Origin of the sequence: Streptomonospora litoralis, assembly GCF_004323735.1 — a bacterium.
Taxonomy (GTDB): domain Bacteria; phylum Actinomycetota; class Actinomycetes; order Streptosporangiales; family Streptosporangiaceae; genus Streptomonospora; species Streptomonospora litoralis.
Window position 1 is genome coordinate 3,443,462 of record NZ_CP036455.1, and the last position, 23,502, is coordinate 3,466,963.

General features: G+C 73.1%; 19 protein-coding genes, 1 tRNA gene and 1 pseudogene. 8 read left to right on the top strand and 13 right to left on the bottom strand.

Annotation, left to right across the window (positions count from 1 at the left end; translation table 11 throughout):
* Positions 1-687: 687 nt before the first annotated feature.
* Positions 688-2,568, bottom strand: a complete 1,881-nt coding sequence (locus EKD16_RS14645; protein ID WP_131098899.1) for a transketolase — start codon at positions 2,566-2,568, stop codon at positions 688-690.
* Positions 2,569-2,603: 35 nt separating this feature from the next.
* Positions 2,604-3,800 carry a carboxylate-amine ligase gene (locus EKD16_RS14650; protein WP_131098900.1) on the bottom strand — a complete coding sequence of 399 codons (1,197 nt, stop codon included), beginning with the start codon at positions 3,798-3,800 and terminating at the stop codon, positions 2,604-2,606.
* 309 nt (positions 3,801-4,109) lie between these two features.
* On the opposite strand from EKD16_RS14650, the gene EKD16_RS14655 reads away from it, so the two are divergent.
* Positions 4,110-4,748 carry a phosphoribosyltransferase gene (locus tag EKD16_RS14655; protein ID WP_207391304.1) on the top strand — a complete coding sequence of 213 codons (639 nt, stop codon included), beginning with the start codon at positions 4,110-4,112 and terminating at the stop codon, positions 4,746-4,748.
* Positions 4,749-4,898: 150 nt separating this feature from the next.
* Here the strand turns inward: EKD16_RS14655 and EKD16_RS14660 are convergent, their stop codons facing one another.
* Complete coding sequence (locus EKD16_RS14660) at positions 4,899-5,174, bottom strand: DUF6411 family protein (RefSeq protein WP_242676977.1); 276 nt, start codon at positions 5,172-5,174, stop codon at positions 4,899-4,901.
* Between the two features lie 377 nt (positions 5,175-5,551).
* Here EKD16_RS14660 and EKD16_RS14665 point away from each other — a divergent pair, with 377 nt between their 5' ends.
* The gene (locus tag EKD16_RS14665; RefSeq protein ID WP_131098902.1) at positions 5,552-7,816 is read left to right on the top strand and encodes a rhamnogalacturonan lyase family protein; all 2,265 of its coding nucleotides are present in this window, start codon (positions 5,552-5,554) and stop codon (positions 7,814-7,816) included.
* 117 nt (positions 7,817-7,933) lie between these two features.
* On the opposite strand, the gene EKD16_RS14670 is transcribed toward EKD16_RS14665, so the two are convergent.
* From EKD16_RS14670 to EKD16_RS14685, 4 genes are all read right to left on the bottom strand, one after another.
* Positions 7,934-8,006 (bottom strand) — tRNA-Val (locus EKD16_RS14670).
* Between the two features lie 80 nt (positions 8,007-8,086).
* Positions 8,087-8,548 carry a peroxiredoxin gene (locus EKD16_RS14675; protein ID WP_131098903.1) on the bottom strand — a complete coding sequence of 154 codons (462 nt, stop codon included), beginning with the start codon at positions 8,546-8,548 and terminating at the stop codon, positions 8,087-8,089.
* Positions 8,549-8,678: 130 nt separating this feature from the next.
* Positions 8,679-9,110 (bottom strand): DUF3052 domain-containing protein, encoded by a 432-nt coding sequence (locus tag EKD16_RS14680; RefSeq protein WP_131098904.1) that lies wholly within the window; start codon positions 9,108-9,110, stop codon positions 8,679-8,681.
* A 182-nt stretch (positions 9,111-9,292) separates the two neighbouring features.
* The gene (locus tag EKD16_RS14685) at positions 9,293-9,706 is read right to left on the bottom strand and encodes a secondary thiamine-phosphate synthase enzyme YjbQ (RefSeq protein WP_131098905.1); all 414 of its coding nucleotides are present in this window, start codon (positions 9,704-9,706) and stop codon (positions 9,293-9,295) included.
* A gap of 155 nt (positions 9,707-9,861) precedes the next feature.
* On the opposite strand from EKD16_RS14685, the gene EKD16_RS26135 reads away from it, so the two are divergent.
* Positions 9,862-11,865, top strand: coding sequence for a DUF7800 domain-containing protein (locus EKD16_RS26135; protein ID WP_242676978.1), 2,004 nt, complete (start codon positions 9,862-9,864; stop codon positions 11,863-11,865).
* Between the two features lie 68 nt (positions 11,866-11,933).
* Here the strand turns inward: EKD16_RS26135 and EKD16_RS14700 are convergent, their stop codons facing one another.
* The 4 genes and pseudogenes from EKD16_RS14700 to EKD16_RS14715 all read right to left on the bottom strand — a co-directional run bounded on the left by EKD16_RS14700 (position 11,934) and on the right by EKD16_RS14715 (position 15,591).
* Complete coding sequence (locus tag EKD16_RS14700; protein ID WP_131098906.1) at positions 11,934-12,758, bottom strand: putative hydro-lyase; 825 nt, start codon at positions 12,756-12,758, stop codon at positions 11,934-11,936.
* 383 nt (positions 12,759-13,141) lie between these two features.
* Positions 13,142-13,996, bottom strand: a complete 855-nt coding sequence (locus tag EKD16_RS14705; RefSeq protein ID WP_131098907.1) for a 5-oxoprolinase subunit C family protein — start codon at positions 13,994-13,996, stop codon at positions 13,142-13,144.
* A gap of 148 nt (positions 13,997-14,144) precedes the next feature.
* Positions 14,145-14,747: pseudogene (locus tag EKD16_RS14710) on the bottom strand (5-oxoprolinase subunit B family protein); the annotation flags it as partial.
* A 76-nt stretch (positions 14,748-14,823) separates the two neighbouring features.
* Entirely contained in the window at positions 14,824-15,591 is a 768-nt protein-coding gene (locus EKD16_RS14715; protein WP_131098909.1) for a LamB/YcsF family protein, read from the bottom strand.
* 289 nt (positions 15,592-15,880) lie between these two features.
* On the opposite strand from EKD16_RS14715, the gene EKD16_RS14720 reads away from it, so the two are divergent.
* Complete coding sequence (locus EKD16_RS14720) at positions 15,881-16,591, top strand: GntR family transcriptional regulator (protein ID WP_207391305.1); 711 nt, start codon at positions 15,881-15,883, stop codon at positions 16,589-16,591.
* Positions 16,592-16,853: 262 nt separating this feature from the next.
* Here EKD16_RS14720 and EKD16_RS14725 read toward each other — a convergent pair whose 3' ends face one another.
* Positions 16,854-17,729, bottom strand: coding sequence for a hypothetical protein (locus EKD16_RS14725; protein ID WP_131102574.1), 876 nt, complete (start codon positions 17,727-17,729; stop codon positions 16,854-16,856).
* 646 nt (positions 17,730-18,375) lie between these two features.
* Positions 18,376-19,599 (bottom strand): PucR family transcriptional regulator, encoded by a 1,224-nt coding sequence (locus tag EKD16_RS14730; RefSeq protein WP_278248900.1) that lies wholly within the window; start codon positions 19,597-19,599, stop codon positions 18,376-18,378.
* 232 nt (positions 19,600-19,831) lie between these two features.
* Here EKD16_RS14730 and EKD16_RS14735 point away from each other — a divergent pair, with 232 nt between their 5' ends.
* The 4 genes from EKD16_RS14735 to fabF all read left to right on the top strand — a co-directional run bounded on the left by EKD16_RS14735 (position 19,832) and on the right by fabF (position 23,434).
* Positions 19,832-20,791 carry an ACP S-malonyltransferase gene (locus tag EKD16_RS14735; RefSeq protein WP_131098911.1) on the top strand — a complete coding sequence of 320 codons (960 nt, stop codon included), beginning with the start codon at positions 19,832-19,834 and terminating at the stop codon, positions 20,789-20,791.
* Positions 20,791-21,744 (top strand): beta-ketoacyl-ACP synthase III, encoded by a 954-nt coding sequence (locus EKD16_RS14740; RefSeq protein WP_131098912.1) that lies wholly within the window; start codon positions 20,791-20,793, stop codon positions 21,742-21,744. The genes EKD16_RS14735 and EKD16_RS14740 overlap by 1 nt, the downstream gene beginning before the upstream one ends.
* Before the next feature lie 83 nt (positions 21,745-21,827).
* Positions 21,828-22,067, top strand: a complete 240-nt coding sequence (locus EKD16_RS14745; protein WP_131098913.1) for an acyl carrier protein — start codon at positions 21,828-21,830, stop codon at positions 22,065-22,067.
* A 128-nt stretch (positions 22,068-22,195) separates the two neighbouring features.
* A complete protein-coding gene (fabF, locus tag EKD16_RS14750) occupies positions 22,196-23,434 on the top strand; it encodes a beta-ketoacyl-ACP synthase II (protein ID WP_131098914.1) in 1,239 nt (412 codons plus the stop codon).
* The last annotated feature ends 68 nt before the right edge of the window (positions 23,435-23,502 follow it).

The window sequence follows — 23,502 nt, forward strand, 5'->3', positions numbered from 1 at the left end:
ATCCCCGAATCGGCCCCGCCTTGCTGCGCGGATGCGTGCAGATGCCGCGACCGCGCGTTATCCGTTGGAGCATGCGAATACGAATCCGTTTCCTCAGGTTGCCTGCGGACCGTTCATCGTCACCGGACCCCCGAATGCGCGCCGGGTTCCTCCGCCTGCCTCCCGCCTTGGCGGGGCCGGCACCTTCACCGGCCGTCCATCGCGGCGAGCCAGTCTCACGCCTGGTCGGCACCGCACGTACCCGGCGAACTCCTCCGCATGCGACGCCATCGGCAACTTTCATCGCGCATGGGCATCCCGCACTCATAGGCCCCGAATTCGGCGGGTCCGGAACGGCCGGAGCGATTATCCAGGGAATCCGCCAACCTGCATAGGCGCCACCTCAGTCGGCGTTAGGGACAACTTGAATCTCCTCGCCGGAAACACAGGAAAGACGCCACCAACGTGAGCCAGTCGCGCCATCCGGACATCCACCAACGGGGATATCAGCGCAACTGGAATTCCACCCCAACGCCTTTCCCTTATCATAAAATAGCCGGTTAAACCGGTCAAAAAAGAAGAGCAGCCCGGATGTTCCGAACTGCTCAGAAGACCTCAATTTTCGCGTGTGGCCGCGGCGGTCCGCCGAGGCGGCCGTCCGGTCGGCGAGCGGAGAAGCCTCCCCCGCCGCCCGGACGGCTGAGCCGCTCAGGCCCCCGCTGCGGCGGGCGTCTCCTCCTGGCGCAGAATCCCGCGGACGGCCGCCTCGATGGCGCCCGCGTCGATCCCGGCCTCGCGGCGCTGCTCATCCGGCGCGGCCGAAGCCGGCATGTGCGAAACCGCCAGCTTCATCGTCCGCGGACGGGAACGCGTGTCGGCGAACACGTCCAGCACCGCGTCGCCGAGACCGCCCTCGGGCCAGTGGTCCTCGACCGTGACGATGCGCCCGGTCTCCTCCGCGGCCGCGCGCAGCGTCGGGGCGTCCACCGGCTTGACCGAGTAGGCGTCGATCACGCGTACGGCGACCCCCTCGCCGGCCAGCTTGTCGGCGGCGGCCAGCGCCTCGTGCACCGTAGCCCCGGCTCCCACGACCGTCACCTCGTCGGCGCCCGAGGAGCGCAGCACCTTGCTACCGCCGATCTCGAAGCCCTCGTCGGGACCGTAGAGCACCGGCGTCTTGCCGCGCATCGTGCGCAGGTAGCTCACCCCGTCGTGCTCGGCCATCCCCGCGGTCAGCCGCGCGGAGGAGTTGGCGTCGCAGGGGTGCAGGACGACGCTGTTGTGTACCGCACGCAGGGCGGCCATGTCCTCCAGACCCATCTGCGAGGGACCGTCCTCGCCGATCGACACACCCGCGTGGGAGCCGACCAGGTTGATGTCGGCCCGGCTGACGGCCGCCATGCGGATGAAGTCGTAGGCACGCGTCAGGAACGCGGCGAACGTGGCCGCGTACGGGGTCCAGCCGCGGACCTGCAGCCCCACGGCGGCGGCGATCATCTGCTGCTCGGCGATGTAGAACTCGAAGAACCGCTCCGGATGCTCGGCGGCGAAGAACTTCGCCCGGGTGGAGTCGGCGACCTCGCCGTCCAGCACGACCACGTCGTCGCGCGCGGTGCCCGCGGCGGTGACCGCCTGGCCGAAGGCGTCGCGGGTGGCCGCCTCCTCGCCCACGTCGAAAGTGGGCAGGTCCACCGCCGCCCCGCCGGGCCGCTGACGCACCCCGCCGCTGGTGGGCGCGGCGACCTCGATGCGCATGTCGCGCGTGCCGCCCAGCTCGGAGATCGCCTCCTCGGCATCGGGCACCGGCTTGCCGTGGGCGCCCTCCTGGTCGGCGACCGCGCTGACCCCGGCGCCCTTGACCGTGCGGGCGATGATCGCGGTGGGGCGGTCGGTGGTCTCCGCGGCCTCGCGGTAGGCGGCGTCGATCTGCTCGACGTCGTGGCCGTCGATCTCGACCGTGTGCCAGCCGAACGCCTCCACGCGGCGCCTGTAGGCGTCCAGGTCCCAGCCGTGGCGGGTGGGTCCGCGCTGACCTAGCCGGTTGATGTCCAGGATCGCGGTCAGGTTGGCCAGTCGGGCCTGTCCGGCGTACTCGAAGGACTCCCAGACCGAGCCTTCGGCCAGCTCGCTGTCGCCGCACAGCACCCAGACCCGGTAGGGCAGCCGGTCCAGGCTCGTGCCCGCCAGGGCGACGCCCGCTCCGATCGGCAGGCCCTGCCCCAGCGAACCGGTGGCCACGTCGACCCACGGCAGGCGGGGTGTGGGGTGGCCCTCCAGCGGACTGCCCAGCCGCCGGTAGCGCAGCAGCTCGGCATCGGAGATCACGCCGCAGGCCTTGTACAGCGAGTACAGCAGCGGTGAAGCGTGGCCCTTGGAGAAGATCAGGTGGTCGTTGCCCGCGTGCTCGGGGGCGTCGAAGTCGTAGCGCAGGTGCCCGGACGCGAGCACCGCCATCAGATCCGCCGCCGACATCGACGAGGTGGGGTGCCCCGATCCCGCGGCGTCGGCAGCGCGGACCGCGTCGACGCGCAGTTGCTGTCCCAGTTCCTTGAGCCGTTGCCGGTCGGTCATCGTGTCCTTCCTCCTCATGTGGCATTGCGCCGTCGGACGGCGACCGGGACCCGCTACCCGCCGAAGGGGCGGGCATGCGCCGAAGCGGCGCCTCGCCCGGGCGGTGTGACCGACGCCTCCAGGCCGTGTGCGGTGGCATAAGCCAGATCGTCGACGACGTCGGCGGCCAGGGAGCGGCGGTTGAAGGAGACGCGCTGGCGCGCGGCTCCGCCGCCGTGGGCTCGCAGCGCCGTCAGCACGGCCTGCGCGAAGCCGAGGTCGCCGGAGCGCTCCAGGTACGGCCGCAGGTGCTCCACCGCCCCCGCCAGCACCCCGTGGACCGGGCGCAGCCGGCCGCCGTTCAGCGGATCGGGGCAGCTGCCCTCCAGCCCGTCGCGCGCGGCGCGCCACAGGTCGCCGCGCAGCACCGCCGGGTCGCGGCGGGGTGCGGGGCGCCCCTGCGCGGCGTCGTCCAGGGCGGCGGCGACCAGCGCGCGCACGAGCACCGCGATCAGCGCCGACTCCTCGGGCGTGGCCGGTACGTCGCATACCCGGATCTCGACGGTGGGGTGGCGGTCGGAGAGCCTGATATCCCAGTAGAGCATGCGCCGGTCCAGCGCGGCGCCCGACTCCAGCAGCGCGGCGACGCAGTGCTCGTAGTGCTCGGCCGACTCCATCGGCGGCGGCGGGCCCGCGGTGGGCCAGCGCGACCAGCGGGGCTGGCGCCAGCTGCCGTATCCGGTGTCGGTCCCGCCGCAGACCGGCGAGTTGGCGCTGAGCGCCAGCAGCGTCGGCAGCCAGGCGCGCAGGCGGTTGCCGGCCTGCACCCCGCTGTCGCGGTCGGGCACCTCGACGTGGACGTGGCAGCCGCAGTTGGTGCCCGCCGCCTCGGCCACGGCGCCGAAGCGCTCGGCGATGCGGTGATAGCGCGTGCCGGGGTTGAGCTGCTGCGGCCCGAGCTCGGCCATGACGGGCACCGCACCGGCGATGACGCGCGTGTCCAGTCGGGCGGCGGCCTCGGCGAGGCGGCGGCGCGACTCCCGCAGTCCCGCCAGCAGTTCGCCGGCGCCGGCGCAGACCGGCCCGGCGGCCTCGACCTGGCTGCGGGTGAACTCGCCGAGCAGCTCGCCGGGACCGGGAGGGGCCGCGTCGAGGACCTCGACACTGCGAGGCGCCAGTCGGCCGTCCGCGCCGACCAGGAAGAACTCCTCCTCGACGCCCATGGTCGGCACGCCCGCGGCGGGACGCGTGCCTGTCTGCGCAGTGGGCATGGATCACCGCCGTCTCCACTCGTGGTCCGGCTGCCGGCGGGCGCGGCGGTACCGAAAGGGCCGGCGGGTCGACCCGCGCCCGGTGATCCGCCGCCGAGGGCTGGTCCAGATGGCGGGGCGGCGGCGCGCGCCGACCGGCTGGCTGGCGGACCCGGATCGCTCGCGGTCCGGACGTATGGCTGTCGCCGGACGGCTACCCCCGGCGACCGGCGGGTAACCGCATCGCCGCTGCGCTCACGGCGGTTTTCCGGGCAGGGGTGCGGGTAGCCGGTGGGAAAAGACCGGCGAAGGTGCGAAGGAGGCGAGGACGTGCAGGTCTTCCGCGACCGCGACGACGCCGGAGAGCAACTGGCCGAGCGCGTCCGCGAACTCGGGCTGGCGGACCCCGTCATCCTGGCGCTGCCCCGCGGAGGCGTGCCGGTGGGCTATGTCGTGGCCGAGCAGCTGGGCGCTCCGCTGGACGTGACCGTCGTGCGCAAGATCGCCACCCCCGACTTTCCGGAGACCGCGGTGGGCGCCGTGACGGCCGAAGGCGCGCCGATTCTCAACGAGGGACTGAGCCGGATGGTCCGGGCCGACGACGACGAGCTCGCGCGAAGCGCCGAAGACGAACGCGCCGAGGCCCGGCGGCGCGTCAAGATCTACCGCGGCGACCGGCCCGCACCGCGGGTCGCCGGGCGCGACGTGGTGGTCGTCGATGACGGTCTCGCCACCGGGATGAGCGCCCGGGCCGCGCTGTCGGCGCTGGGCGAGGAGGGCGCCGCGTCGCTGACGCTGGCCGTACCGGTGTGCTCACCCGACGCCGCACGCGCGCTGGAGGACGTCTGCGACCGGGTGGTATGCGTGCACAGTCCGCCCGAGTTCCATGCGGTCAGCCTGTGGTACGAGCGGTTTCCCCAGACGGAGGACACCGAGGTACAGGAACTGCTGCGCCGGGCCGGCGTCTGACTGCTCTCCAAGAAGCCCGGGGTCGGCCCGGTTCCCGGAGCCGCCGAAGGCGGCACCGATCCGGCCGGCTCCGAGCGCGGACGTGCCCGGTCACCCGGATGACGCCCGCCCCGCCGTGGCAGTAGGGAATCTCTGCGCGGGGAATACGGGCTACATGGGGGACTTGCCGCGCCCCTTGCGTCCGGCGCGGCCGCTTTTGCCCAGGACCCGCTGGGACTGGGAGAACGGCTTGGACGCGTAGTGGCCGATGCGGCCCGGCAATTTGCGCGTGCCGATCTTCGGTATGCCCAGCAGGCGCTTGCCGCCCCGCTCAGGCCCGCGGGAGAGGCGTGGGAGCAGGAACGCCAGCACGAGCAGCACGGCTGCCGCGACGATGACGACGGCGATCCACATCGAGGGCCCCATCTCCGGTGCACCGAGGTGCACCTGGTCGACTGTTTGCCTCGGCTTGACCCGCTACCCGGGATGTCCCCGACGAACCCGAATTCGCGGGGCGAGCACTTCGTTGAATCGATTTTACTCATCCCCTTCCCGCGCTTGGCGAGGCGTGTTACATTTCTTCTTCCAGATCCCTGGGTAAGCGCTTTCAATTACCGACAATCTTTCCGATTTCCCAGCAGAGCAGGGACCTCCGGGGCGTGCGGGCACGCGCGCTCGCACTCTCGGTCTCGGCGCCGAAGACCGCGTCCAACGCCAACGATCGTTTTATCCCGTCCCCCATCCATCCCCCAAACCCCGAATACGGGCCGCGGGCGTTGCGTGCCGCGGCACCGCGGCGCGGCGCGGGGGTGCGAGGAGCACGAATGACAGACGGCATCCCCCGAACACCGGCAACCGGCAGACTCGCCGCACGCGGCGGCGCGGCCGCTGCGGCGCTCGCGCTCGGCTCGGCGGTGCTATCAGCGGCCCCGCCGGCGATCGCCGCCACCGGCTGCGACGTCGACTACACCGTCAACCAGTGGAACTCCGGCTTCACCGCGAACGTGGAGATCACCAACCTCGGCGACCCCGTCGACGGCTGGACGCTGGAGTGGGAGTTCCCCGACGAACAGCGCATCACCGGCTCCTGGAACGGCGAGTACAGCCAGTCGGGGACGAGCGTGCGCGTCGACGACGCCGGTTACAACTCCGCGATCCCCGCCGGCGGCACCGTGACCTTCGGCTTCCAGGCCACCCATACCGGCACCAACAGCGCACCCGGCTCCTTCACGCTCAACGGCACCGAGTGCGACGGCTCCGCCGACGATGGAAACGACGGCGATGACGGAGACGACGGGAACGGCGACGACGGCGACGACCAGACCGGCGGCCGCCAGGTCGAGGACTTAAACCGCGGAGTGGTCAGCGTCCGCTCCGGCGGCGGCAACCTGGTGAGTTGGCGGCTGCTCGCGACCGACCCCCGCGACGTGGCGTTCAACCTCTACCGCGGCTCGACCAAGGTGAACTCCGACCCCCTCACGGACGCCACCTCCTACCTGGACGAGCAGGCCCCGGCCGGAGCCGAGTACTCCGTGCGTCCCGTCGCCGACGGCGGGGAGCGCGCGGCGTCGCGCACCGCACTGCGGTTCGGCGGCGGTTACCTGGACGTCCCCCTCCAGGTGCCCTCGGGGGGCAGCACTCCCGACGGCTCCTACACCTACACCGCGAACGACGCCAGTGTGGGCGACCTGGACGGCGACGGCGCCTACGAGATCGTACTGAAGTGGCAGCCGAGCAACGCCAAGGACAACTCCCAGTCCGGCTATACCGGCAACACCATCGTCGACGCCTATGAACTGGACGGCACCCGGCTCTGGCGCATCGACCTGGGCCGCAACATCCGGGCGGGTGCCCACTACACGCAGTTCCAGGTCTACGACCTCGACGGCGACGGCGCCGCCGAGGTCGCGATGAAGACCGGCGACGGCACCGTCGACGGGCAGGGCGGCGTGATCGGGGACGCCGGCGCCGACCACCGCAACTCCAGCGGGTTCGTACTACGCGGACCGGAGTACCTCACCGTCTTCGACGGCAGCACCGGGGCCGCGCTGGAGACCGTCGACTACCGGCCGCCCCGCGGCGATCTCGAAGACTGGGGCGACGACTACGGCAACCGGGCCGACCGCTTCCTGGCCGGCGTGGCCTACCTCGACGGCCAACGGCCGAGCCTGATCATGGCACGCGGTTACTACACCCGCTCTGTCATCGTGGCCTGGGACTGGCGCGACGGCGAACTCACCGAGCGCTGGACCTTCGACAGCGACGACGTCGGCTCGCAATGGGCGGGCCAGGGCAACCACCAGCTGAGCATCGCAGACGCCGACGGCGACGGCCGCGACGAGGTGATCTACGGCGCGATGGCCATCGACGACGACGGCAGCGGATTGTCGAACACCGGCTACGGTCACGGCGACGCCCTGCACGTGGGCGACTTCCTGCCCGACCGTGCCGGGCTGGAGGTCTTCGACATCCAGGAGCGCACGGGCGGCGAGGCCGGTGCGCACCTGGACGCCGCGGCGACCGGTGAGACGCTGTGGCGCAAGCCCACCGCCGACGGCCAGGAAGGACCGGGCCGCGGCGTCGCCGCCGACATCTGGGCCGGCAACCCCGGCGCGGAGTTCTGGGCGTCGCTGGGCGGCGGGGTCACCGGCATGTTCAACGGCGCGGGCGAGGACATCGGACGCCGACCGTCCTCGACCAATTTCGTGACCTGGTGGGACGGCGATCCGGTGCGTGAGCTGCTGGACGACACCCGCATCGACTCCTACGGGCCCGAGGGCGAGGAGCGGCTGCTGACCGGCTCGGGCGTGGCCTCCAACAACGGCACGAAGGCCACGCCGGCGCTGAGCGCCGACATCCTCGGCGACTGGCGCGAGGAGGTCGTCTGGCGCACCGACGACAGCCGGGCGCTGCGGATCTACTCCACGCCGCACCCGACGGACCTGCGCATGCCCACGCTGATGCACGACACGCAGTACCGCGTGGCCGTGGCCTGGCAGAACACCGCCTACAACCAGCCGCCGCACCCGAGCTTCTTCCTCGGAGACGGCATGGAACCGGCCCCCTGGCCCGACGTGTACACGCCCTGACCCGGCGCCTGCCGCGGCCCCCGGCACTGGACGGGGCCGCGCCGCTCTCGTCCGCGCATGACAACACCCCCTGGCCTGTAACCGCAGGCCAGGGGGCGTCTCTATGTTCACGGAAGGTGGGCGCGAGAGGACTCGAACCTCCGACCACCCGCTTGTAAGGCGGGGGCTCTGCCAACTGAGCTACACGCCCGGGGTGTCGCTGTGCGCGATCCGGTGCCAGGGAAATCGTACCGGGTCCGCGGTGCGGCGGGGGCCGCGTGCGGGTGGGGTTCAGGCGAGGTCGGCCAGGGCCTTGCGGTAGGTGTCGACGTCGCGCGGCTCGGAGATCGGGTTGACGACCTTCCAGCGGACGGCGCCCTCCTTGTCGATGACGAAGGTGGCGCGCACCGCGACCCCGCGGGTGTCGTCGAAGACGCCGTAGGCACGGGCCGTCGCGCCGTGCGGCCAGAAGTCCGACAGCAGCGGGAACTCCAGGTTCTCCCGCTCGGCCCAGACGCGGTGGGCGAACATGGAGTCGACCGACACGGTGAGCAGCTGCACCTCGTCGTTGACGAGGTCTGCACCCGCGTCGCGCAGGGCGCCCAGTTCGCTCTCGCAGACGCCGGAGAAGGCGAGCGGGTAGAACACCAGCACGACGTTGCGGCGGCCGGCGAAGTCGGCGAGGCGCACGGTCTGGCCGTGCTGGTCGGCCAGTTCGAAGCCGGGCGCGGCCTGGCCGGGCTCGATCGACATCGTTCCCCTTCCTTGCGGGCGTGCGGGCACGGATGTGTGCCGCCCGCCGCTTCCAGCGGACGGCACACCCGCGGGTCACCCTATGGCAATCCGCTCGTGGGACGCCGTCCCAGGCGGGGACGAGACCGGATCAGCGCTGCATCTTCGGCGCGACGAGCCGCATCCCCGACCAGTTCGCTCCGGCGCTCACGGCGCTGGTCTGCGACAGCCCGGCCGTGGTGGACGCCTCGGCGACCTCGCTCGGCGCGACGTGGCCCTCGCGGCCGGGCTTAGGGGTCAGCACGAGGATGATGCCCCCGCCCTCGACCGCGCCGAGGACGTCGACCAGGACATCGGTGAGGTCGTCCTCCTCGTCGCTCCGCCACCACAGCAGCGCGGCGTCCACGACGCCGTCGTAATCCTCGTCGACCAACTCCTCGCCGGTGCGCTCGGCGATCGAGGCGCGCAGCTCCTCGTCCACGTCGTCGTCCAACAAGAATTCCTGCACCACCTGACCCGGTTTGAACCCGAGTCGATCGGCCAGGCCACGTTCGCTTTGTGCCTGGCCCGCGGTCGCGCTCACGAAAGTCCTCCTCCACAAGTTCTGCTCTTCGCGCCGACCCCGCTCGTCTGCCGGCGGGCCGACCGGGCGCGGTCCCGTATCACCGGGGCGACCCCGCTGTTGAGGGCTAAGTTCACACGCTGGGGACCTGATCCGTCAACGCGCCTGCGCCCTGAGGTGTCCTGCACTTACCATCCTGGCCGCTATGGCGCGCCCGTCAAGAACGAGAGCCGGACTTGCCTGCTCGGATTGTCCACATTGAGGTCGACGAGTGCGACGGACTGCCAGGTTCCCAGTTCGAGGCGGCCGCTCACCACCGGCACGGTGGTGTACGGCGGAATCAGGGCCGGCATGACGTGGTCGCGGCCGTGGCCGTAGGAGCCGTGGCGGTGGCGCCACCGGTCGTCCTTGGGCAGTAGTTCGCGCAGGGCCGCGAGAAGGTCGTCGTCGGAGCCAGCCCCCAGCTCCATGATGCTGAGGCCGGCTGTGGCGTGCGGCACGAACACGTGCAGTAGGCCGTCGCCGCCGCTTTCCGATGCGAAATCCCGGCACATGCCGGTGATGTCGGTGATGCTCTCGGACCCGCCGGTCTGCAGGTCGAGAAGTTTTGTCCGCATGCGGCAACGCGTACCCAGTTCGGCGCCCGCTGCAACCCGTCGCGGGTAGCGGATCGATGGTGACTGCCGCGCGCGCGTGCGGCCATACTCGGGTGCGGAGGTTCGGACGGGCGAGCGCCCGGCCGACACGGACGACGTGGAAAGAAGGGGTACACGTGGGCACCGGCCTGCGCCTCGGTCCGCTGCTGCGGCACGTGACGGACACGACGGCGACCATCTGGGTGGAGACCGACGCACCGTGCCTGGTGACGGTCACCGCCGGCGGGCACACTGCCGAGGCCCGTACGTTCTCCGTGCACGGGCACCACTATGCGCTGTGCGACCTGCGCGGACTGCCCGCGGGTTCCGTGCTGCCCTACGAGGTGCGCCTCGACGGCGGGACCGTTTGGCCCCGACCGGACTCCACCCGCCCGCCCAGCACGGTGCGCACCCTGGACCCCGACACGCCCACCCGCATCCTCTTCGGCTCCTGCCACACCCCCACCGACCACTCGCGCACGGCCGTCCTGCGCTACGGAGTGGACATGCTGCGCGCCTACGCGCTGCGCATCGCCTCGGTGCGGGCGGGGGCCTCGCCCGGCGCCGACGAGGCCACCCTGGGCGGACACGTGGTCGCGGGTCAGGCATCGGCGCCCGAGCGCGAGGTGGAGCCCTCCCTGCTGCTGCTCATCGGCGACCAGGTCTACGCCGACGAGATCCAGCCGAGCATGAAGGACTACCTCGCCCGCCGCAGAGCGCACACACGGGCCCACGGCGCCGGGCAGGCTCCGCCCGACGACGAGGTCGTCTCCTTCGACGAGTACGCCGAGCTCTACCGCCAGGCGTGGTCGGACCCCGACATCCGATGGCTGCTGTCCACCGTGCCCACGCTGATGCTGTTCGACGACCACGACATCCGCGACGACTGGAACACCTCGGGCACCTGGCGCCGGCAGATCGCGCAGAATCCGTGGTGGCGGCCGCGCATCACCTCCGGGCTCGGCGCCTATTGGATCTACCAGCATCTGGGCAACCTCTCCCCCGACCACCGCGCAGGCGATCCGGTCTACGCCGAGGTCTGCCGGGTGGCGGCGGCCGGGGCGGCAAGCGGCTCCGCCGACCCCGCCAACCCGTCGGCGCCCGAACGCGCCGGAACCGCGGGCCAGGGCTGCGAGGGGGCGGGCAGCGAGGCCGCGGGCGTGCAGCAGGACGTGCCGCCCCGCCTCGACGCCCCCGCCGACTGGGCCGCCGCGCCGCCGCCGAACGGGCAGCGCTCGGCCGCCGACCCCGACCCCGCCGACGGCGACGGCGACGGCGACGCGGCGACCGTCGTGGACGCGTTCGCCTGGCGCGCCCACCTGGACGCCGACAGCTACCGGTGGAGCTTCCGCTTCGACATCGGACGCAACCGGCTGCTGATGGTCGACACCCGCTGCGGCCGAATCGTCGACGACGACACCCGCCGCAGCATGCTCGACGAGCGCGGCGCCGCCTGGTTGGAGGAGCAGCTCACCGGCGACGTCGACCACCTGGTCGTGGCCAGCACGCTGCCGTTCCTGCTGCCGCCGGGCGTGCACCACCTGGAGGCGTGGAACGAGGCGGTGGTCGCAGGCGCGTGGGGGCGGCCGATGCGCGGTCTCGGCGAGAAGATCCGCCAAGAGGTCGACCTGGAGCACTGGGCGGCCTTCCAGAGATCGTGGCGCGCACTGAGCGACTCCGTGCTGCGGGTGGCGGCCGGCGAGCGCGGCGCGCCGCCCGCGAGCATCCTGTTCCTCGGCGGCGACGTGCACTTCTCCTACCTGGCGCGCGCCGGCGCCGCCGACGCTGAGCGCGCCCCCGGCGGCGGAACCCGCATCGCCCAGCTGGTGTGCTCGCCCACCTGCAACTGGATGCAGCCGATGCTGCGCCGGATGACGTGGCTGAGCGTGCGCGGTGTCACCGGAGTGGTCGGCGCGCTGATGGCGCGCCTGGCGGGCGTGCCCCGCCCGAAACTGCGCTGGCGGCTGGAGGGCGGCCCCTGGTACGACAACTCGCTCGCATCACTGGTCCTGGACGGCCGCCGGGCCGAAGTGGTGTGGTCGCACTCCCCGCTGGCCAAGCGCACCGTGCAGCGGCTGACACCCAACGAGGCGCCCCGCCCGCACGTACGCGAGCTCTCCCGGCACGCGCTCGCGCCGTGAGGTATGCCCGGGCGCGGGGCCGGCGGATGCGTTCACGCACCGCCCCGGCCCCGTTCCCTTCGCCGGGCTCAGGGCACCTGGTAGGCCGCGTCGCGCGCGTCGGTGACGGCCATGTGGCCCGGAGCGTGGCCGATGGCGAAATCCGGCGCGGAGGCCATGACCGCCGCCTGGGGAGTGACTCCGCACGCCCAGAACACCGGGACCTCGCCGGGGCGCACCTCCGCGGCGTCGCCGAAGTCGGGGTCGGCGAGGTCGGCGATGCCCAGCGCCGCCGGGTCGCCCACGTGTACCGGCGCGCCGTGGACGGAGGGGTAACGCGAGGTGATCCGCACGGCGTCGGCGACGCGCTCGGCCGGTATCGGGCGCATCGACACCACCAGCGGCCCGGAGAGCCGCCCGGCGGGACGGCAAGGCCGGTTCGTGCGGTACATGGCGACGTTGCACCCCATCTCGATGTGGCGGACGGGAATCCGGGCCTCCAGCAAGGGGGCCTCGAAGGTGAAGCTGCACCCGATCAGAAAGGCGACGAGGTCGCGGCGCCAGTCGTCCTCGGCGTCGGGCGTCTCGCCGACGAGGCGCCCGTGTTCGTAGATGCGGTAGGCGGGCAGGTCGGTGCGCAGGTCGCCGGCGAAGATCGATGCGGAGATCTCGCCCGGTTCTGCGACGTCGAGCACCGGGCACGGCTTGGGATTGCGCTGGGCGAAGAGCAGGAAGTCGTAGGCGAGTTCGCGCGGTAGTGCGATCAGGTTGGCCTGGGCGTAGCCGGCGCTGTATCCGGCGGTGGGTGTCCGCAGGCCGGCGCGGAACAGCTTCCGCGCCCGGGCCGGGGTGAGCCTCGCCGGTTCGTCGGGCGCCGCGGGGGCGGCGCCGTGGTGGAGTGCTGCATCGGACATGGAACTACCTCCGCGTGGTGGCTCGATCGTTACGGGTCCGACTCCTCCGGCGGCGGAGCCGAGCCGAGGTGCGGTCTCCGCCGCGGCTGGACGGCGGGCCGCCGCGCGCCGACCGGACTGGACGCGGCAGTCGGAGCCGGACTCCGGCGGATGGTGCGCCGCCCCGGAGCGGACACGCCTCCGGTCAGGCCGTCGAGCCCCGCACCGGCGGCCGGGCCGCGAACGTTCGAACGGTCCCGCGCCCCCGGGTAGGCGTGCCGCGGCCGCGGTGACGGCCCGGACAGGTTCCCGCGGTGGCGCCGTCCCGCACCGTTGCCGCCCCACCGGGCGGCCTGCGCCGACCGCCGGGCTGCTCGGGCCGCCTGGCCCGGCGGTCGCCGCGCTCACAGGTGGAACCTCAGCCGCGCGCCAGGGCGGGCCTGGGCCGCCCGGGCGACGTCGGCCGCGACGACCACGGCGATGACCGGGTATCCGCCGGTCACGGGGTGGTCGGCCAGAAAGAGCACCGGATTGCCCTCGGGCGGGACCTGAAGCGACCCGGGGACCATGCCCTCGCTGGGCAGCTCCCCGCCGCCGCGGCGGTGCAGGAGCGGTCCCGTCAGGCGGGCGCCGATGCGGTCGCTGCGGGCGGTGACCTCGTAGGTCGAGCCGAGCAGCACGTCCAGGGCGTCGTCGGTGAACCAGTCGTCGCGGGGGCCGGGCACCACCCGCAGGCTCAGCTCATCGGCCGGGAACGGCCGGGTCGGAACCCAGTCGACAGCGGGCAGGGCGCGCGGTGGCGGGCCGATGCGCAGCACGGTGCCCGGCTCGGGCCGCGGCGGGCCGAGCCCGGCCAGGGTGTCGGTGCTCCGCGAGCCCAGCACGATCGGCGTGTCGAAGCCGCCGCGCGCGGCGACGTAGCTGCGCAGCCCGCTGCAGGGGGCCTCCAGGCGCAGTTCGGCGCCGTCGCCCAGGTGCAGGACGGTGTCGGTGGCCGCTCCCCTGCCGTCGACGGTGACGGGGCACGGCGCGCCGGTGACGGCCACCGCTACGGTGCCTCGCGCCCGCAGCGTGAGTCCGCCCATGGTCACCTCCAGCGCCGCCGCGCCCTCGGGGTTGGCCAGCAGCCGATTGGCCAGTGCGTAGGAGGCCCGGTCGGCGGCACCGGAGGCGCCGACCCCCAGCGCCGCGTGCCCGCGTCGGCCGCCGTCCTGAACGGTTGTGAGCACGCCCGTACGCACCACTTCAACTGCCGCCATCGGCGCGGTCTTCTCCTCTGCTCCGCATGTCCGCGCGTTGCGCATCCCGGCGCCGCGCGCCCTCAAACGCCGCGCAGTCATTCCCGGCGGTATCGCCGCCGCCCGCGGCCGCGGCGGAACCGGACCGGCGACGGCTGCGCGGCGGCTCCTCGGTGAAGCGCACCCGCACGCCGGGACGCAGCAGGGCAGGGGGATCGCGCTCCAGATCCCAGGTCACCAGCTCGGTGCTGCCGAGCAGCTGCCAGCCGCCCGGTGATACCCGCGGGTAGATTCCCGTGAACTCGGCCGCCAGGGCCACGGCGCCGGCCGGGATGCGGGTGCGCGCCTCGCTGCGGCGGGGCACGCGCAACCGCGGGTCGTCGCCGACGAGGTAGCCGAAACCGGGGGCGAACCCGCAGAAGGCGACCGTCCACGCGGCCCCGGTGTGCGCCGCCACCACCTCGCACTCGCTGAGCCCGGTGTGTGCGGCGATGTCGGCGAGGTCGGCGCCGTCGTACTGCACGGGCACCTCCAACTCGCCGGCGAGGGCGCGCTGCCCCGGCCGCGGCCGGATCCTGCGCACCGCGGCCGCCACCGCATCGGCGTCGCCGTGCTCGGGGTGCAGCCGCAGCAGGACCGTGCGGGCGGCCGGAACGATATCGGTGACCCCGACGGGCGGGTCCTCGGCCAGCGCCGCCTGCATCGCCAGCGCCTCGTCGAGACCGGCCAGCTCCACCAGCACGCCGGAGTCGGCACACCTCAACACGCGCACGCCGCACCCCCCGTGCCCCCGTTGACGGCCGCTTGCCGCCGCGGCTCCGCCACCGACCGGCGCGCCGCGGTCGCCCTCATGGCGCGGTTCCGGTGAACGGGACCAACTCGACCCCCGAGCCGCGCAGCCGCTCGGCCACCTCGCGGGCGATCCCGACGGCGCCCGGGCTGTCGCCGTGCACGCACAGCGACTCCGCCTGGATCCGCACGGGGGTGCCGTCGACCGCGGCGACCGGTTCGCCGCGCACCATGTCCAGGCAGCGCCGGGCGATCTCCTGGGGGTCGTGCAGGACGGCGCCCGGCTCGCGGCGTGGGACCAGGGTTCCCTCGGGGGTGTAGGCCCGGTCGGCGAAGGCCTCGCCGACGGTGCGCAGCCCGGCCTGCTCGGCGCGGCCAAGCCACACCGACCCGGGCAGACCGAGCACGGGCAGAGCGGGATCGTAGGTCGCCACCGCCTCGGCGACGGCCGCCGCCTGCTCCTCGTGGTACACGATGGCGTTGTAGAGCGCCCCGTGCGGCTTCACGTAGCGCACCCGCTGCCCCGCCGCGTGCGCCATGGCCTCCAGCGCGCCGATCTGGTACAGGACGTCGTTCGTCAGGTCGGTCGGCGACATGTCGATGAACCGGCGCCCGAACCCCGCCAGATCGCGGTAGCCCACCTGGGCGCCGATGGCCACGCCGTGCTCCGCGGCCCCTGCGCAGGCCGTTCGCAGCACCGAGGGGTCGCCGGCGTGGAACCCGCACGCCACGTTGGCGCTGGTGACGATGGACAGCAGCGCGGCGTCGTCGCCGAGCCGCCAATTGCCGAAGCTCTCCCCGAGATCGGAGTTCAGGTCGATGCGCAACGCCGGTTCAGCCCTTCTGTCGGTCGGTGTGCTTAGGTGCTGCCGGTTCCCTTCGCCCCCGTCGAGGTCGGCGATAGCGCCCAGGGCCTCCGGCACATGAGACCCTCATCACTGGTATTGTTGAACAATACTCCAATACTTCAATTGTCGCCATGTTGCATCGGGGCCGCCCCGAAAGAGGCGCCGCCGCGCCGGGGGCGCAGTACGGGGCGCACGACCGGCGCGCGGGCGCAGAGAGGCATCGGGGACAATGGAGGCAACCCCCCGCACAGCACGACGAGGAGAGCGCGTGACCGCCACCGGCGACCGGATCGACGACCTCCCCGACGCCGGAGGGGGACTGGAGCGTTCCAGCACCGCCGAGCGGGTCGCCGACCTGCTGCGCGGCCACATCATCGACGGCGCGCTGGCACCGGGGGCGCGGCTGTCCGAAGAGCGCCTGGGTCGCAAGTTCCGGGTCTCGCGCAATACCCTGCGCGAGGCGTTCCGGCTGCTGGGCCACGAGCGGCTGCTCGTCCACGAGTTCAACCGCGGCGTGTTCGTCGCCAAGCCCGGCGCCGAGGACGTCGTCGACCTGTTCCGGATGCGCCGGGTACTGGAACTGGACGCGGTGCGCGCGAGCGCCCGGGCTTCGGCCGAGGCCCTCAACGCTGTCGGCGCGGCCGTCGAGGAGGGCGAGGCGGCGCACGCCCGCGGCGACTGGGAGGGCATCGGCACCGCCAACATGGCCTACCACCGCCGGATCGGCGGTCTGCTGGGCAGCCCGCGGGTGGACGAGACGATGCGCCAACTGCTCGCCGAACTGCGCCTGGCCTTCCACGTGATGGCCGCGCCGCGCGACTTCTACACGCCCTATCTCGACCGCAACCATGCGATCTACGACCTGCTGGCGGCGGGCGCCGTCGACACCGCCGCCGAGGAGTTGGCGGACTACTTCGACACCGCCGAGCGCCAGCTCGTGCACGCGTTCACCGCCCGGGCGGCCGATCGGGGCGCTTAGGACGCACCCGCCGGATCGCCCGCATGGCGCGCCCGGGCCGCGGTATCGGCCCGCGGACACACGGGAGCGGGGCGGTGCTCGCGCGTCCGGAGGCCGGCAGCGCGCGCCTTCAGGTGATCACCGCTCGCTTCCCGCCACAGCCGCGATGGGGCGCCCGCGAAAAGGCGCCGCGTGCCGGGCCCCGGCTCTCGCGGAGCGGGCCGCCGGCGCGCGGCGCCTTGCGGGTCGGGCCGGATCGGTCCTTCCCGTCGCTCGGTGGTCGTCAGTTCTTCTGCTTGGGCCGGCTGCCGCCCGGACGCTGGGTGCTGTTCTTCCGGCGGCCGGGCCGCTGCTGGCGCGGCAGGGACCGGGGAGCCGTGGGCGAGCCGGACGATTCGCCGGAGAACCCGGGGACGATGCGGCTCGGCTCGGCGGCCGGCTCCTCGCTGGTCACGGCCAAGCGGTCGGGCAGGCCGGCCTGTGCTCCGGACGGATCCGGGCCGTCGTCGGCCTCCGCCCCCGAGGCGCCGCCCTCCTGATCGGTCTCGGCCGGCGGAGTGGCGCCGCCGTCCTTGTGCTCCGGCTCCTGCGCGGCCTCGGCCCGGCGCCCGCGCTCCAGGCTCCAGGCCCGGTAGCGCTCGGCCAGTGCGGTGACCACAGGCCACTCCACCGGCGCCGGCTGCGCCAGGGCCGCCCACAGGTAGGCCCGCGTCCCCCAGGCCTCCATGGCCCGCCGCGACCGGGTGATGGTGAAGAACGTCGGCGACGCCAGGAGCAGCTGCGGCCAGGCGAGCGCGAGAGCGGCCAGGAGGGGGAACAGGCCGCCGCCCGCGATGGAGGCCCCCGCGCCGACGGCTACGGGAGTCAGCGCCAGGGCGATCCGCAGACCGGTGATCTGCCGGAACCGGTGCAGCGAGCGGCGCACCGACGCCTCGGCGGAGAGGCCCTCGGGTAGCGGAGTGGGCTGGACCATCAGGGCCAGCAGCAGCGAGGCCACGGCCACGGAGCCGGCGAGGAGGATGGTCCACCCCGGCGCGGAGAGTCCGCCGCCCACTAGGAGAGCGACCACGCCCAGGACGGGAAGGGGCACCGGCACGAAGAACAGGACCTGCCGCCAGAGTTGGCCGGATTCGGTCGGGCGTCTCAACGCCGCCGACATTCTGCTCAACTGCTTCTGGACGCGACCGGTGATCACTGCTGTGGCACCCCCCAAACTCGTGCTGCGGCGTCTGTGCGAGCGGGAAGTCCCCCTGGTCCCGCCGCCCCCAGCCGGGGCGGGGCCGTCTCGACCCTGGATCGGATCTGCGCCAACCACCCGCCGCATACGCTATCCGCTTTTCGGCGGTCACATGCCCGCTCATCACGGACTTCCCACCGATGTGGACGCGGGGGGAGGGCTCCCGGTTCACGCCCGTGAGTCCGCTTCGGCCAGTGGTTGAACGGCGATAACGGGGTTTGGGGGGAACATCCCGGTGCATCGGCGATCATCCGTGTTGTGCCCTGGACGAGGGGGATAAACCACGCATGGGGGAAACGATCCGCAATCGACTGCGCACCGGACGTGTAAACCGCGCGTGAACGCGATGGGGCGCGGACCGAGGCGGCGCCTCTGGGGCGGCCGGGCCCGCGCCCGACGGCGACGGCCGCGGTGGATGCGGACGCTGCGGCGGCGGTCGCGCAAGCACCGGCGCCGCACGCCGCCGAACCGCGTCACGACGTCACGAGCACCCCGCCGCCCTGCGGCATGGCGGACACGCGGGCACCCTTGCGGCCACCCGGCGCCCCGGCAGCGCGGCGTATCGCGTTCACGGCTCCCGTTCCGACAGCCGGCCCAGGGTGATGGCGATGCGCAGCACGAACGACCCCCGCCCGTCGGCCGGCGCGTGGCCGGTCAGCTCGGCGATCCTGCTCAGCCGGTAGCGCACGGTGTTGGGGTGCACGAACAGCATGCGCGCGGTCGACTCCAGGGACGAGGCGTGCTCCAAGTACACCGACAGCGTGTCCAGCAGGGGCGACCCCGCGCTGCGCAGCGGCAGGTAGATCTCCTCGACCAGTTGGGTGCGCGCCGCTGTGTCGCCCTCCAGCGCGCGCTCGGGCAGCAGGTCCTCGGCCCGCACCGGCCGGGGAGCGTCCGGCCAGGCGACGGCGGCGCGCAAACCGTTGACGGCCGCACGCACCGAGTGGCTGGCCACTCGCAGATCGCCGACGGCCGGGCCCACCACGACCGGGCCCGGGCCGAACAGGCCCGCCAGCGGCTCGGCTGCGACCATCACGGCCGAGTCCCCGCTGAGCTTCTCGCTGATGCCCACGACCGCGATGACGCGCTCGCCCTGCACCCCGGCCAGCACGTCGTGGCCGGCCCGCCGCGCCGCCGAGCGCAGGTCCTCCAGCACCGACTCGGAGTCCGCCCCGCCGAGGCTGCCCGCCAGGGCCGTTACGGGCGTGCGCGACCAGCCCAGCGCCGAGCCCCACGTCTGCAGCCCTTCCTCCCGGTCGCCGTGCAGCAGCGCGTCGACCACCAACGCCTCCAACCGGGCGTCCCAGGCCCCGCGGGCCTCGGCGGCGCGGGCGTAGACCTTCGCCGAGCTGAAGGCGACCTCGCGGGTGTAGTGCAGCACGGCCTCGCGCAGCTGCTGCTCCCCGCCGGGCGCCGCGAGCTCGTCGACCTGGTTCTCCACCACGTCGATGACCACCCGGATCATGTCGACGGTCTGCTGCAGCGTGACCGATCGGGTCAGCTCGCGGGGCGCGGTGCCGAACACCTCCACGGTGATGGCCGGGCGACCCCGCCCCGGGTTCTTGAACCAGTCGACGAAAGCCGCCACACCCGACTGGGCCACCAGTCCCACCCATGAACGGTCCTCCGCCGACATGCGCCGGAACCACGACAGCCGACTCTCCATGCGGGCGACCGCGGCCGTGCCCAGAGCGCCCATGGCGCGCTCCAGACGCTGGACGGTGGCGGCTCGGATCGCGTCGTCGTCGCCCGCCGCCGGCGGTTCGGTGCGGTCAGTGGAATCCGTGCTCACGCTTCTAGACTGGCATCGACGCAGGTGCGCCGACGACACCGCGGCCGGCCCTCGGGGGGCCGACACCGGCCGCAGCCCCCTTGCACGCGCCGATCGCGACCGGCAGTGTGACCAGTACCGCTTTTTCCACCACCTCGGCGCCTAAGTTGTAGAACGGGCACAAACACCGGGCCGGTATTTTCGTCCGGGTCCTCATCCGTTCGGAGGGGGTCCACAGGGCAGTGTTGGTGACGTGCTTGTCATCGTTGCTCCCGGCCAGGGCGCCCAGGTTCCCGGATTCCTCGCCCCCTGGCTCGAACTCCCCGGTATGGCCGACCGCTTCGACCGGTGGTCCGAGGTCGTCGGCCTCGACCTGAAGCGCTACGGCACCACCGCCGACGCCGACGAGATCCGCGACACCGCGGTGGCCCAGCCGCTGCTGGTCGCCGCGGGGCTCGCGGCCGCCACCGCGCTCTTCGGGGACCTCGACTCCGCCCCCGCCTCGATCGACGCCGCGGCCGGCCACAGCGTCGGCGAACTCACCGCCGCGAGCCTGGCGGGCGTGCTGTCGCCCCAGGACGCGCTGATGCTGGTGGCCGAGCGCGGCAGAGGCATGGCCGACGCGGCGGCGGCGACCGCAACCGGCATGACCGCCGTGCTCGGCGGCGATCGCGCCGAGGTGCTGGCCGCCCTGGAGTCACACGGGCTCACTCCCGCCAACGACAACGGCTCGGGCCAGATCGTGGCCGCCGGGACCACCGAGCAGCTCGCCGCCCTGGCGGCCGACCCGCCGGCCCGCGCCCGGCTGCGCTCGCTGTCGGTGGCCGGCGCCTTCCACACCCACCACATGGCGCCCGCCGCGGACCGCGTCTCGCGGGTGGCCAAGGGCATCGCACCCGCCGACCCCCGCACCCGGCTGCTGTCCAACCGCGACGGCGCCGTGGTCGCCGGCGGGTCCGAATACCTCGACCGCCTCGTCGAGCAGATCAGCTCCCCCGTACGCTGGGACTCCTGCACCGAGACGCTGGCCGGCCTGGGCGCCACCGCGATCGTCGAACTGCCTCCGGCGGGCACCCTGACGGGCCTGGCCAAGCGCGGACTGCCGGGCACCGAGCGGCTGGCCGTCAAGTCCCCCGACGATCTGGACCGTGCCCGCGAGCTGGTCCGCGACCACGCCGAAGGCACCGCTCCCCGACAGGAAGGCCGCCCCTGATGAACCTCCTCCCCGCGGCGGGCGGCGCGCGCGTCCTCGCGTTCGGCGAGTACCAGCCCGCCAACGTGGTGACCAACGACGACCTCGCCCAGCGCGTCGACACCAACGACGAGTGGATCCAGAGCCGCGTCGGCATCCGGGAGCGGCGCATCGCCGGCCCCGAGGACTCGGTGGTCTCCATGGCCGCGACCGCCGGCGGAAAAGCGCTGGCCGCGAGCGGGATGGCGCCGGCCGACATCGATCTGGTCATCGTGGCCACCTGCACGCTGACCGAGCAGATCCCCAACTCCGCCGCCCGTGTCGCGGCGCGGCTGGGCATCGAGGCCCCGGGCGCTTTCGACGTCAACGCCGCCTGCGCCGGGTTCTGCTACGCGCTGGGCCTGGCGTCGGATTCCGTACGGGCGGGGTCGGCGCGCAACGTGCTGGTCATCGGCTCGGAGAAGCTGTCGGACTGGCTCGACTGGCAGGACCGCTCCACCTGTGTGATCTTCGCCGACGGAGCCGGCGCCGCCGTCGTCAGCGCCTCGGAGAACCCCGGCATCGGCCCGGTCGTGTGGGGCAGCTCCGGCGAACGCGCCGACAAGATCTTCCTGCGCGAAGGCAAGTACCTCTTCCAGGAGGGACAGGCGGTCTTCCGCTGGGCCACCACGGAGCTCAACGCCGTAGCCGCCGAGGCGCTGCGCCGGGCCGGGGTCGAAGCCGGGCAACTGACCGCCTTCGTACCCCATCAGGCCAACCTGCGCATCGTCGAGGCGATAGCTCGAAGGCTGGGAGCGCCCCAGGCGATCATCGCCCGCGATATCGTCACCGCGGGCAACACCTCGTCTGCATCCGTCCCGCTTGCGCTGGCGCGCATGTCCGGGCGCGGCGAACTGCCCTCGGGGAGCCTCGTGCTCACCATGGGATTCGGCGCCGGCCTGACCTACTCGGCCCAGGTGCTGGAGATTCCCTAGACACTTGCGGTGCGCCCGGCTCCGGTCGGCGCCGCCGCAGCATGTACCGACCGCAACTCACGTCACCGAAGGAGAAGCCCGAAATGGCGCACACCGAGCAGGAGATCTTGAACGGCCTCGGCGAGATCGTCGACGAGATCGCCGGCGTCTCGGCAAGCGAGGTCACCCCGGAGAAGAGCTTCGTCGACGACCTGGACATCGACTCCCTGTCGATGGTGGAGATCGCCGTCGCCGCGCAGGACAAGTTCGGCGTCGAGATCCCCGACGACCAGCTCAAGGACCTCAAGACCGTCCAGGACGTCATCAACTTCATCCAGAAGTAGCGCGCCGCGCCCGCCGGCGGCCGCGCCGGCGGGCCGGGCCCCACCCCGGCCCCGCGCACCAGCCCCTGCCAAGCCCGGCCGCGAACCGGCCGGAGCTCGACCACCCGATGAGAAGGGCGATCAGGACGATGCACACCACCGAAGTCGTCGTTACGGGACTCGGCGCGACCACTCCCCTGGGAGGTGACGTCGCCGGCACCTGGTCCGCACTTCTCGAAGGCCGGTCCGGAATCGCCACGATCCACGAGGACTGGGTCGCCGACCTGCCGGTCCACTTCGCCGGGCGGATCGCCCAGGAACCCAGCGAGGTGCTGCCCCGCCCCCGGCTGCGCCGCCTCGACCGCACCCAGCAGTTCTCGCTGATCGCCGCCAAGGAAGCCTGGGAGGACGCGGGCTCCCCCGGCGTCGACCCGACGCGCCTGGGCGCCGTCGTCTCCAGCGGCATCGGCGGCATCCTGACCATCCTGGAGCAGTACGACACCTTCCGCGAGCGCGGGTGGAAGCGCGTCTCGCCGTTCACCGTGCCGATGCTGATGCCCAACGGGCCCGCCGCGGCGGTGTCGCTGGAGTACTCCGCCCGCGCCGGTGCGCACGCGCCGGTGAGCGCCTGCGCCTCCAGTGCCGAGGCCGTGGCCGACGCCGTCCACATGATCCGCAGCGGCCGCGCCGACGTGGTGATCGCGGGCGGCACCGAGGCCGCCATCCATCCGCTGAACCTGGCCTCCTTCGCCTCCATGCGCGCGCTGTCCACCCGCAACGACGATCCGCAGGGCGCGTCGCGTCCCTGGGACACCGGCCGCGACGGGTTCGTCATGGGCGAGGGCGCCGGCATCGTCGTGCTGGAGTCGGCCGAGCACGCCGCCGCGCGCGGGGCCCGCGTCTACGCGGTGGCCGCCGGAGTCGGCTACTCCAACGACGCCCACGACATCGTGCTGCCCGACCCCGAGGGCGCGGGCCAGGCCCAGGCCATCCGCGACCTGCTGGAGGACTCCGGCTTGGCGCCCGCTGAGATCGCCCACGTCAACGCGCACGCCACCTCCACGCCCGCCGGCGACGTCGGCGAGACCGCCGCCATCCGCGCGGCGCTGGGCGACTCCGCCGCCGACCGGGTCGCGGTGACCTCCACCAAGTCCATGACCGGCCACCTGCTGGGCGGCGCCGGCGCGGTGGAGTCCATCGCCACGGTCCTGGCGCTGTACGAGGGCCGCATCCCGCCGACGATCAACATCGAGGAACTCGACCCCGAGGTCCGGGTCGACATCGTGCGCGACAAGCCGCGCGACATGCCGGCCGACGCCGTGGCCGCCGTCAACGAGTCCTTCGGGTTCGGCGGCCACAACGTCGCCGTCGCCTTCCGCCGGGCCTGAACCCGCGAAGGCCGAGCTGAACGGATTCCGATGCGGTAGGGCGGCCCACGCGCCCTACCGCGTCGGCG

Excerpts from the sequence above, each read along its gene's own strand:
- fabF (WP_131098914.1), top strand. The coding sequence starts at position 22,196 with ATGCACACCACCGAAGTCGTCGTTACGGGACTCGGCGCGACCACTCCC.
- EKD16_RS14665 (WP_131098902.1), top strand. The coding sequence starts at position 5,552 with ATGACAGACGGCATCCCCCGAACACCGGCAACCGGCAGACTCGCCGCA.
- EKD16_RS14740 (WP_131098912.1), top strand. The coding sequence starts at position 20,791 with ATGAACCTCCTCCCCGCGGCGGGCGGCGCGCGCGTCCTCGCGTTCGGC.
- EKD16_RS14745 (WP_131098913.1), top strand. The coding sequence starts at position 21,828 with ATGGCGCACACCGAGCAGGAGATCTTGAACGGCCTCGGCGAGATCGTC.
- EKD16_RS14675 (WP_131098903.1), bottom strand. The coding sequence starts at position 8,548 with ATGTCGATCGAGCCCGGCCAGGCCGCGCCCGGCTTCGAACTGGCCGAC.
- EKD16_RS14685 (WP_131098905.1), bottom strand. The coding sequence starts at position 9,706 with ATGCGGACAAAACTTCTCGACCTGCAGACCGGCGGGTCCGAGAGCATC.
- EKD16_RS14700 (WP_131098906.1), bottom strand. The coding sequence starts at position 12,758 with ATGTCCGATGCAGCACTCCACCACGGCGCCGCCCCCGCGGCGCCCGAC.
- EKD16_RS14650 (WP_131098900.1), bottom strand. The coding sequence starts at position 3,800 with ATGCCCACTGCGCAGACAGGCACGCGTCCCGCCGCGGGCGTGCCGACC.
- EKD16_RS14645 (WP_131098899.1), bottom strand. The coding sequence starts at position 2,568 with ATGAGGAGGAAGGACACGATGACCGACCGGCAACGGCTCAAGGAACTG.
- EKD16_RS14725 (WP_131102574.1), bottom strand. The coding sequence starts at position 17,729 with ATGTCGGCGGCGTTGAGACGCCCGACCGAATCCGGCCAACTCTGGCGG.
- EKD16_RS14705 (WP_131098907.1), bottom strand. The coding sequence starts at position 13,996 with ATGGCGGCAGTTGAAGTGGTGCGTACGGGCGTGCTCACAACCGTTCAG.